Below are 9641 nucleotides of genomic sequence, written 5' to 3'. Positions count from 1 at the left end.
AGCCGGATTCGGGCGCGGGCGCGGGCGCGGTCCTGCCATGCCGCCCGCCACCGGCGACGGACAGTGACGGTCACCGGCGATCGGACAGGCAGCCCGGGAAACGCCGTCCCCGGCAGCCTGCATGGACGAGCCACGGCGACGGAGGCCGCATGAAACTGGCCATTGCCAGCGGCAAGGGGGGCACGGGCAAGACCACCGTTGCCGTGAACCTTGCCGCGCTGCTTGCCGCGCGGGGGCACCAGGTGACGCTTGCCGACTGCGACGTGGAAGAACCCAACGCGCACCTGTTCCTGCCCGTGGAATGGAAAACGCGCGAACAGTGCACCCTGCCCGTGCCCAAGGTGAACGAAACCCTGTGCCTTGGCGCGGCATGCCGCCGCTGCGTGGACGCATGCCGCTTCAAGGCGCTGGCATTCATGGGCGATGCGGTGCTGGACTTTCCGGACCTGTGCCACGGCTGCGGCCTGTGCGCCCTGGTCTGCCCCACGGGTGCCATGACCTATGCCACGCGTCTGGTGGGCGAGGTGCGCGGCGGCATCGCGCGCATCCGCCCAGCCATGGGCGCCAGTGCAGACAGGGTGAACATGGCGGACAGAACGGGCAGGCCGGACAGAGCCCCCGATCTTCCCGCCACCGCACCCGTCCTGCGCTTTCGTGACGGGGTGCTGCGCATCGGCGAGGCCATGGCCACCCCCCTGATCAAGGCGGTGAAGGACATGCCGCCACCTGCCGTACCCCCCGGCGCGCCCTCTGCGCAGGGACCGTGCGCCTTTGTCATCCGCGACTGCCCGCCGGGCGTTGCCTGCGCCGCCATCAACGCGGTGCACGACGCCGACCTGTTGCTGCTGGTGGCCGAGCCGTCACCCTTCGGCCTGCACGATCTGCGCCTGGCCGTGGGCCTTGCGCGGCATTTGCGCCTGTCCCATGCCGTGGTGCTGAATCGGGCCGGAATGGGCCTGCCCTCCGCACCGTCGTCGGCAGAGGCTGCGGGCATCCCGGCGGGCGACCCCGTACAGGACTGGACCGCGCGCGAAGGCGTGCCCCTGCTGGGGGTCATCCCCTTCAGCCGGGCCGCGGCGGAATGCGGGGCCACCGGCAGCCTGGTGCACGACGCCGCGCCGGAGGTGCGCGCCGCCTATGCCGGATTGGCGGACGCGCTGGAGAACCTGGCCAGAGTGGCGAAACCGGTCACAGCGCCCATGGTGACGGATGATCCCGCCGCCACCACGAGCGCCAAGGAGCGGACATGCGACAGATAGTGGTCATCAGCGGCAAGGGGGGGACGGGCAAGACCAGCGTCACGGCGGCGCTGGCGGCGGTGGCCCGCGAAAGCGCGGCCACGGCGGGCACTCGCGAAGGAGTGACGCAACCGCCCGCGCTGGTGCTGGCCGACTGCGACGTGGACGCATCGGACCTGCATCTGCTGCTGGCTCCCGTGGTGCGCGAGCGGCACGACTTTCACAGCGGCGTGCTGGCCCGCATCGACGCGGCCCTCTGCACCGGCTGCGGCACCTGCACCGCAGCCTGTCGCTACGGCGCCCTGAACGCGCCGCCGCATGTGGCACGCGAAATGTGCGAAGGCTGCGCCGCCTGCGCCCACGTCTGCCCGGAAGGGGCCGTGGCGCTGGATGAACGCCACTGCGGCGAATGGTACGTTTCCGACACCCGCTTCGGCCCCATGGTGCACGCGGCGCTCGGCATCGGCGAGGAAAATTCCGGCAAGCTTGTCAGCACTGTGCGCAACCGCGCCCGCGAAATCGCCGAATCACTGGGCGCGGGCACCGTGCTCATCGACGGCTCGCCGGGGGTAGGCTGCCCTGTCATCGCCTCGCTGGCCGGAGCGGACATGGCCTTGCTGGTAACGGAACCCACGGTTTCGGCGCTGCACGATCTGGAGCGGGTGCACGCCCTGACCAGGCACTTCGGCGTGCGCGCCGCAGTGCTTCTGAACAAGGCGGACATCCACACCGGCATGGCTCGCCAGATGGAGGCATACTGCGCGGGACACGGGCTGCCCCTGCTCGGCAGCCTGCCCCATTCGCCGACATTCATGGCCGCGCAGTTCGCCGGGCTTTCCGTGCCGGAATTCGCGCCCCATGCCGAAGGCGTCCTGTTCAGCGAGGTATGGAACAACTTGCAGGCCATGACGACCACGACAACAGAGACCTGACGGCAGCCGCCCACATCCCCGGCGGAACGCGCTCCACAATCGGCACCCTGCCTGCCCGACCCGTGCGAAATGGCACACCGCGGACAGCGCCCTTCTTTGCCGCAACGTTCGTGTTTTTCCGAATCCCAGCGACATGACATGAAAACCTGCGGTCCGTCACCCGGACCGCAGGTTTTTCTTTACCCGCAAATCTCGTGCGATTGACAGAAAACGCACGGCGGCGCTATAGTCACATGCGTAAATTTTCTAAAGATATTCGTGAGCTGCGCGCAGGCCGCAGGGCGGAAAAGCCCCTCGGAGAAGCCTGTGGCAGAGACCGGCCACAACGAGGTTCGTGATGCATGACGATGTCGAGCACCTGCTGAAACGGCACCAGAACGCCATGGAACGCCACGAGCGCACCATGCGCGAGGCCGAACGCAAGCGCCGCAGCGAAGAGGAACGCCTGGACCAGGCCTACGCGGCCTTGCGCCAGCGTCTTGCCGTCCAGCCCGACGCCGGGGACGTGGTGCTGCCGCCCCCGCCCGGCATGGCCGGGCCTTCGCAGGGCACCCTTGGCGGCCTTCTGGGCAGCCTGCGCGCGCTGCTGTTCTGATTTTCCGCTCTCCAGAGACGCAAACGTCACCACCGGGTCCGCCCGGTGGTGACGTTCTTTCATGGTACCCGTAACCCGCGTGCACGCTGACGCAGCCCGAAGGCGCGATCGCGCCCTTCGGGTCGGCCTGCCAACGGGCGAAAAACACAATTCGGAAACCGCGCCTACCGCCCCCGCAACTGCCGCTTGTCCCCAACCCGGATGGTCACGCGTTCCTTGTCGAAGTATTCCAGCAGCGGAATCACGTACTTGCGCGAAAGGCCGCCCGACAGTTCCTTGAACCCCGCCGGGTCCAGGTCGTCGTGGGTGTCGAACCATGCGGCCACGCGGGCCTTCAGGTCCGCCATCACCGGGCCGGGGAAGTACAGCCCGTCCTTCACCTTCACCAGTTCCCCGGCGTCCTGCAGCAGCTTGAACACCGCCGCAGCTTCCTTGAATTCCAGCCCCAGCGGTTCCAGCACGTCCTTCGCATTGGGCGGGCTGCTGCCCCCTTCCGCGTAGGCGACGCGGATCTTCGCGCGCAGGCCCTCCTGATCCGACGCCAACGACACCTTGTGCCCCGGCAGGCGCAGCACGTCGCCCTCGGCCACCAGTTCGCCCGCCTTCAGCAGCCGCTCGATGATGAAATGCACCAGCTTGGGATGCAGCCCCCGGCCCCACCCGGCGGACAGCGCCCCGCGCGCCATGCCGGGTTTGAGCGGTTCGCGGGCGTGGTATTCCGCCGCGCGGGCCAGGCACCCCGCCCCCAGGCGGCGCACCGTCTCCGCGTCCACGTAGGCGCGTTCGTCCCGGTCGAAGCAGAACACCTGCCCCTTGGCCCCCAGGGCTTGCAGGGCCTTGTCCAGCCGCTTCGATTCCAGGTTGGTCAGCACCGAAAGCTGGGCAAAGCGCGCCCCGGCGGAACCGGCCAGCCGCAGCAGGGACTGGGTGGCCACCTCCTGCGTGGCGGCGTCCCCGGCCTCGTGCGCGTCGGGCAGGCCCTCCAGCAGGGCCAGCTTGTCGGAAAATTCGGCGTCCTTGCGGCGCAGGTCCAGCCCCAGAGGGTGCAGCACAGCGCCCCCGGCCACCGTGCGCAACGGCGAGAACGAACGCACCACGCAGCGGTCACCCGCCACGCCCACCATGGGCTCGGTAAAGCGCACCTCGCACAGGGCGGTTTCTCCGGGGGCCAGCTTGTCCCGGTCGGGGAAGTACAGCCGCGCCAGCACCTCGCGCGCGCCGTGGTGAAAGTGCACCTCGGTGCGGTTCTTCAGCGGCGTGGGTGCGGACGACAGGCAGGTCAGCCGGACCATCCAGCGCAGGGACGGGAACAGCGTGCCGGGGTGGGCCAGCACGTCGCCGCGCTGCACGTCCTCCACGTCCAGCCCCTGCACGTTGACGGCGGTGCGCCGCCCGGCCGGGGCCACGTCCACCGGGCCGCCGTGGCTTTGCAGACTGCGCACCTTCGTTTGCGCGCCGCCGGGGTACAGCACCACCTCGTCGCCCACCTTCACGCTGCCGGACACCATGGTGCCGGTGACCACCGTGCCATGCCCCTTCATGGTGAACACGCGGTCCACGGGCAGGCGGAACAGGTCGCTGCGGCGCACCGGGCGCAGTTCGCGCTCCAGCATCGCCAGGTGTTCGCGCAGGGCGTCCAGCCCCTGCCCGGTGGTTGACGACACAGGAAAGATGGGAGCGCCTTCAAGGAACGTCCCGGCCAGGAAACCGGTCACGTCCTCCTGCGCAAGCTCCAGCCATTCGGGGTCCACCATGTCCACCTTGGTCAGGGCCACAAGGCCGTGGCGGATGCCCAGCAGCGAGCAGATTTCCAGGTGCTCGCGGGTCTGGGGCATCACCCCTTCGTCCGCCGCGATGACCAGCATGACGAAGTCGATGCCCGACGCCCCGGCCACCATGTTCTTGACGAAGCGTTCGTGCCCCGGCACGTCCACGATGCCCAGCCGTCCGACTCCGGCCCCGGCGCCCGGCAGGTCGCAGAACGCGAAGCCGAGCTCGATGGTGATGCCCCGGCGCTTTTCCTCTTCCAGCCGGTCGCAGTCGATGCCGGTCAGCGCGCGGACCAGCGAGGTCTTGCCGTGGTCGATATGTCCTGCGGTGCCCATGACGACAGGCATGCGTGTACTCCCGGGTGGTAACGCCCCGGCAGGCAGTTTTTACATGCCTGCGGTGGGCGGGTGATGCCGGAGATTTCTCTTGCGCCTCCGGCGGGCATGGACGGCAGCCGTTGGCGAGTCTTCGAGCCTTACGGCTGGCGATCGCAGAGCGGCTTCGCCCCCTGCACCCCCTTCAATGTTCCTGATGGAATGAAGTACGCAGGGGCTACAGGGGAACAGCGCGGACACGGGCAGGCAGACACGGGAGCAACACCCCGGCATGAACCTCGCTTGCCTCGCATCGTCATGTGGTTGTAGGCAAAAAACAGCACGGACTCAAGCTGGCCGAACGGCGACCCAACTCGCAACACGCCGCCCAGACTGACGAAACGACGAAAATGCGCCATCCTGAACCCGCAAGTGGCCCGCGCGGGCATCCGGCGCGGCGCAACCCGGCCCGCCCCACAGCCCCCCATCTCCCACAGAAGAATCCCCCAAGGAGACCCCATGGAAACGCTGTCCCTGCGCACCACAGCGCGCGAACAATTGCTGGATGTGACCGAAGAACTTCAGGAACTGGTGGCCCGCAAGGGTTGGACCGACGGCGCGCTGGTGCTGTTCTGTCCGCACACCACCGGCGCGGTGACCGTGAACGAGGCGGCGGACCCGGACGTTGCCCGCGACATCGCCGTGAACATGGGCACCATCGTTCCCCGGCGTGGCGACTACCGCCACGCCGAAGGCAACAGCGACGCGCACATCAAGACCAGCCTGTTCGGGCCGTCCATGCTGCTCATCGTGGATGGCGGGCGGCTGCGCCTTGGCACATGGCAGGGGGTGTACTTCTGCGAATTCGACGGCCCGCGCGAGCGCAGGCTGTGGGTGCAGTGGCTGCCGGGGTAGCCAAGGCGACCACGACAACCAATACGGTCGGAAAGGCCGAACGGGCTATTCTTCCTTCAGCTCGCGCGTCATCAGTTCGCGCACCGCGTCGTGCGGGTTGGCGCCGTCGTGCAGCACGCTGTACATGGCGTCGGTGATGGGCATGTCCACGCCCATGGCGGCGGCAAGGTCGTGCACGGCCTCCGTGGTCTTCACCCCTTCGGCCACCATGCGCATTTCGGTGACGATGTCGGCCAGCGCGCGCCCCTCGGCCAGGCGCAGCCCCACCTGCCGGTTGCGCGAAAGGTCGCCCGTGCAGGTCAGCACCAGATCCCCAAGGCCGGAAAGCCCCATGAAGGTGGATGCCCGCGCGCCCAGCGCCTCGCCCAGGCGGGACATTTCCGCCAGCCCGCGCGTGATCAGCCCGGCCCGCGCGTTGCTGCCGAAGCCGAGGCCGTCGGACAGCCCGGCGGCAATGGCGATGACGTTCTTCACCGCGCCGCCAAGCTCCACCCCGCGCACGTCCGTGCTGGAATAGGTGCGGAAGCCGGGGGTGGAGAACACCTCGCGCAGCCGCGCGCCAAGGTCCGCGTCCGTGCAGCCCAGCACCACGGCGGTGGGCAGGTTGCGCACCACCTCTGCCGCGAAGGACGGCCCGGAAAGCACCGCATAGCGCGGGTCCAGCCCGTCCAGTTCCTCCGCCACCATTTCGGCGATGGTGCGCATGCTGCCCGTTTCCACGCCCTTGCTGGCGCTGACGAACACCACCTCGCGCGGCAGCAGGGGCCGCAGCCCGCGCAACACCCCGCGCACCTGCTGGCAGGGCACCACGGAAAGCACCACGTCCGCGCCTTCCAGCGCCTCGGCGGCGACCACGTACGCGCGCACGCCGGGATGCAGGGCCAGCCCCGCCAGATAGCGCGGGTTTTCGTGCCGGGTGTTGATGGCTTGCGCCACATCGGCGTCGCGCAGCAGCAGGCGCGCATCGTAGCCCTTGCCCGCCAGCAGGTGGGCCAGGGCCGTGCCCCAGCTGCCGCCCCCGATGACGGCGATGCGCATGGCGTCGCTGGTCATGTCGTGTTCTCCGTGGCCGCAAGCGGCCCGTGGTGTGCCAAGTGTGCCAAGTGTGCCAAGTATGTCAGACGTGCCGAGTCCATCAATGGTGCGAAAGGATATGGCAAAGCGCGAGCCGCCACAAGGCAGGCGCGCCGCGACCTCATACGGCAAACCGGTGACTGATGAGTGACGGACGGGTGACGGCGCCCTGCGCCCCCCGTCCGGGCAGGGGCCGCCTCGTCCGGGCAGCGCGCTCGCCCGAAGCCCCCTGTCCCCCCGCCTCACCACAGTACCCGCCCGTCTCCCCTCCCCTGCGGGTTGCGTCGTCCGGTGGGACGGGGTATCAGCGTGTGTCGAACCGCAACCGAACGAGGACCACGCATGAGCCGTCCCGACGACACCGCGCCCCGTTTCACCGAAACCGAGCGCCGCATCCTGGCCATCGTGCAAAAGAACCTGCCCGACAGCGCCACCCCGTACGCAGACATCGCCGCCGCCGTGGGCACCGACGAAGCCACCGTGCTCGACCTGCTGCGCCGCATGAAGGAAGACGGCTCCATCCGCCGCTTCGGCGCCAGCATCAAGCACCAGCGCGCCGGGTGGACCCACAACGCCATGGTGGCCTGGCGCGTCACCGAGCAGCAGGCCGAAGAGGCGGGCAAGCAGGCCGCCGACCACCCGCTGATTTCGCACGTGTACTACCGCCCCTCGTCCGCGCCCGACTGGCCGTACGAACTGTACACCATGATCCATGGCCGCCACGAAACGGAACACATGGAAGTCATCGCACAGCTGCGCCGCGAAACCGTGCTCGACGACTACGCCGTGCTCGAATCGCTGCGCGAGCTGAAAAAGACCTCCATGGTCTATTTTCCGGAATAGGCGCGATACCGGAAGACGCGCCCCCTGCGCCGCGCCTTTCAGGCACCCATTTTTTCATCCGGAAACCGCCTTTCTTCCTTATGCCCGCGACGGTCTTCCGCCGCGGGTGGCTGGTGCGGACGCGATGCGAGGAATTACGGGTTTTGTCCGCCGGGCAAGACGGATCGGCATTTTTGAGCGCAGATCGGCAGCCGTTAGGCGAGCGCAAGGCGCGAGTCTTACGGATGGCGAAAGCATCGCTGTACTCTTGTACGTGAGCATCAAAAATGCCGAGCCAACGCCGCCCGGCGACAAAGCGGTAGCCGTCAGGTGAGCACGGAGACCGACCCAAAGGGCGCAAGGCGTGGCCGTTGGGCGAGCTTGTGAGCCCTACGGCCATCGTGCGCAACGCGCGAACCTTACGGATAGCGACCGCAACGCGTAGGATTCTGATGGCAACGCCACCGCGATAACCACAGGCCGCCACCACCCGGCCCCGCCCTGCCAACGCCGAAACATACCCGCCCCGCGCGGGTTTCCGCCGGAACCTCACGCACGCCACGGAGAACGCAGCATGGACCACCGCTCCAAGGAACTTTTCGAACGCGCCCAGCACCTCATCCCCGGCGGGGTCAACAGCCCCGTGCGCGCCTGCCTGGGCGTGGACAGCGACCCCCTGTTCGTGGCCCACGCCAAGGGCAGCCACCTGACCACCGTGGACGGCACCACCTTTGTCGACTACGTGCAGTCCTGGGGCCCCATGCTGCTCGGCCACGCCCACCCCGTGGTGGCCAGCGCCATCCACGCCGCCGTGGACCGGGGCACCAGCTACGGCGCCCCCTGCGAGGACGAGGTGGTCCTGGCTGAAGCCGTCATCGACGCCCTGCCCGGCGTGGAAATGGTGCGCATGGTCAATTCGGGGACAGAAGCCACCATGAGCGCCCTGCGGCTTGCGCGCGGCGTCACCGGCCGCAACAAGGTGGTCAAGTTCGTGGGCTGCTACCACGGCCATGCCGACGCCTTCCTGGCCAGCGCCGGTTCGGGCGTGGCCACCCTGTCCATTCCCGGCACCCCCGGCGTGCCCGAGGCCACGGTGCGCGACACCCTGCTGGCCCCCTACAACGACCTGACCGCCGTGGCGGAACTGTTCACCCTGCACGGCAAGGACATCGCCGCCATCATCGTGGAACCGGTGGCGGGCAACATGGGCCTGGTCCTGCCGGTGAACGGCTTTCTGCAGGGCCTGCGCGACCTGTGCACCGAACACGGCGCGCTGCTGATCTTCGACGAGGTGATTACCGGCTTCCGCGTGAATTACGGCGGGGCGCAAAAGCGCTTCGGCATCACGCCCGACCTGACCACCCTCGGCAAGATCATCGGCGGCGGCCTGCCCGTGGGCGCGTACGGCGGCCGGGCCGACCTGATGCGCCGCATCGCCCCATGCGGCGAAGTGTACCAGGCGGGCACCCTGTCCGGTAACCCGCTGGCCATGGCGGCGGGCATCGCCACCCTGACCGAACTGAAGAAGTCCGACTACGACGCGCTGGAAGCCCGCGTGTCCGCGCTGGCCGCGGAACTGCAAGCCATCCTGGCGGCCAAGGGCGTGCCGGTGCGGGTGAACACCATCGCCTCCATGTTCACGGTGTTCTTCACCGACCAGCCGGTCACCGATTTCGCCAGCGCCAAGACCGCCAACGCGGCCCTGTACACCAGCTACTACAAGCAGATGCGCGACAAGGGCATCTACCTCGCGCCGTCGCCCTTCGAGGCGGCCATGGTCTCGTTCGCCCATACCGACGCGGACCTCGCCGCCCTGCTGGACGCCGCCCGGGCCATCACCCTTTCGGCGTAGCGCGCACGCGCCGGGGCCCTGCCCCGGACCATCGCAACGACACGGGGGCGGACGCCGGAACGGCCCCGCCCCCGCCTGCGTTGCGGCATCACCGTTTCCACCTGCGGCATCGAAAAGGGCCTGCGCGAA

Annotated in this window: 8 protein-coding genes; 6 read left to right on the top strand and 2 right to left on the bottom strand. The window is 68.7% G+C overall.

Features of this window, described 5'->3' with window-relative positions:
- Positions 1-32 precede the first annotated feature (32 nt).
- From FVW20_RS00740 to FVW20_RS00730, 3 genes are all read left to right on the top strand, one after another.
- Positions 33-1259 (top strand): P-loop NTPase, encoded by a 1227-nt coding sequence (locus FVW20_RS00740; RefSeq protein ID WP_269145795.1) that lies wholly within the window; start codon positions 33-35, stop codon positions 1257-1259.
- Complete coding sequence (locus FVW20_RS00735) at positions 1247-2170, top strand: ATP-binding protein (protein ID WP_196607869.1); 924 nt, start codon at positions 1247-1249, stop codon at positions 2168-2170. Before FVW20_RS00740 ends, FVW20_RS00735 begins: the two co-directional genes overlap by 13 nt.
- Positions 2171-2507: 337 nt before the next feature.
- Positions 2508-2765 (top strand): hypothetical protein, encoded by a 258-nt coding sequence (locus FVW20_RS00730; protein WP_196607872.1) that lies wholly within the window; start codon positions 2508-2510, stop codon positions 2763-2765.
- Between the two features lie 164 nt (positions 2766-2929).
- Here FVW20_RS00730 and selB read toward each other — a convergent pair whose 3' ends face one another.
- The gene (selB, locus tag FVW20_RS00725) at positions 2930-4882 is read right to left on the bottom strand and encodes a selenocysteine-specific translation elongation factor (protein ID WP_196607868.1); all 1953 of its coding nucleotides are present in this window, start codon (positions 4880-4882) and stop codon (positions 2930-2932) included.
- A gap of 486 nt (positions 4883-5368) precedes the next feature.
- Between selB and FVW20_RS00720 the strand changes: the two genes are divergently transcribed.
- Entirely contained in the window at positions 5369-5764 is a 396-nt protein-coding gene (locus tag FVW20_RS00720) for a secondary thiamine-phosphate synthase enzyme YjbQ (protein ID WP_015946134.1), read from the top strand.
- A gap of 45 nt (positions 5765-5809) precedes the next feature.
- Here FVW20_RS00720 and FVW20_RS00715 read toward each other — a convergent pair whose 3' ends face one another.
- Entirely contained in the window at positions 5810-6802 is a 993-nt protein-coding gene (locus FVW20_RS00715; RefSeq protein WP_196607871.1) for an NAD(P)H-dependent glycerol-3-phosphate dehydrogenase, read from the bottom strand.
- A gap of 378 nt (positions 6803-7180) precedes the next feature.
- Here FVW20_RS00715 and ahbB point away from each other — a divergent pair, with 378 nt between their 5' ends.
- Together ahbB and hemL are read left to right on the top strand one after the other, a co-directional pair.
- Positions 7181-7681: a siroheme decarboxylase subunit beta gene (ahbB, locus tag FVW20_RS00710; RefSeq protein ID WP_196607867.1), complete on the top strand. Its 501-nt coding sequence runs from the start codon at positions 7181-7183 to the stop codon at positions 7679-7681.
- Positions 7682-8234: 553 nt separating this feature from the next.
- Positions 8235-9512, top strand: coding sequence for a glutamate-1-semialdehyde 2,1-aminomutase (gene hemL, locus FVW20_RS00705; protein ID WP_196607866.1), 1278 nt, complete (start codon positions 8235-8237; stop codon positions 9510-9512).
- Positions 9513-9641 lie beyond the last annotated feature (129 nt).

Source organism: Nitratidesulfovibrio oxamicus, assembly GCF_015731765.1.
In the GTDB taxonomy this organism is placed as follows: Bacteria; Desulfobacterota; Desulfovibrionia; order Desulfovibrionales; family Desulfovibrionaceae; genus Cupidesulfovibrio; species Cupidesulfovibrio oxamicus.
The sequence above is the reverse complement of the archived record's forward strand: the minus strand, read 5'-3'. Positions and strand labels throughout refer to the sequence as shown.

Excerpts from the sequence above, each read along its gene's own strand:
- FVW20_RS00735 (WP_196607869.1), top strand. The coding sequence starts at position 1,247 with ATGCGACAGATAGTGGTCATCAGCGGCAAGGGGGGGACGGGCAAGACC.
- FVW20_RS00730 (WP_196607872.1), top strand. The coding sequence starts at position 2,508 with ATGCATGACGATGTCGAGCACCTGCTGAAACGGCACCAGAACGCCATG.
- selB (WP_196607868.1), bottom strand. The coding sequence starts at position 4,882 with ATGCCTGTCGTCATGGGCACCGCAGGACATATCGACCACGGCAAGACC.
- FVW20_RS00720 (WP_015946134.1), top strand. The coding sequence starts at position 5,369 with ATGGAAACGCTGTCCCTGCGCACCACAGCGCGCGAACAATTGCTGGAT.
- FVW20_RS00715 (WP_196607871.1), bottom strand. The coding sequence starts at position 6,802 with ATGCGCATCGCCGTCATCGGGGGCGGCAGCTGGGGCACGGCCCTGGCC.
- ahbB (WP_196607867.1), top strand. The coding sequence starts at position 7,181 with ATGAGCCGTCCCGACGACACCGCGCCCCGTTTCACCGAAACCGAGCGC.
- hemL (WP_196607866.1), top strand. The coding sequence starts at position 8,235 with ATGGACCACCGCTCCAAGGAACTTTTCGAACGCGCCCAGCACCTCATC.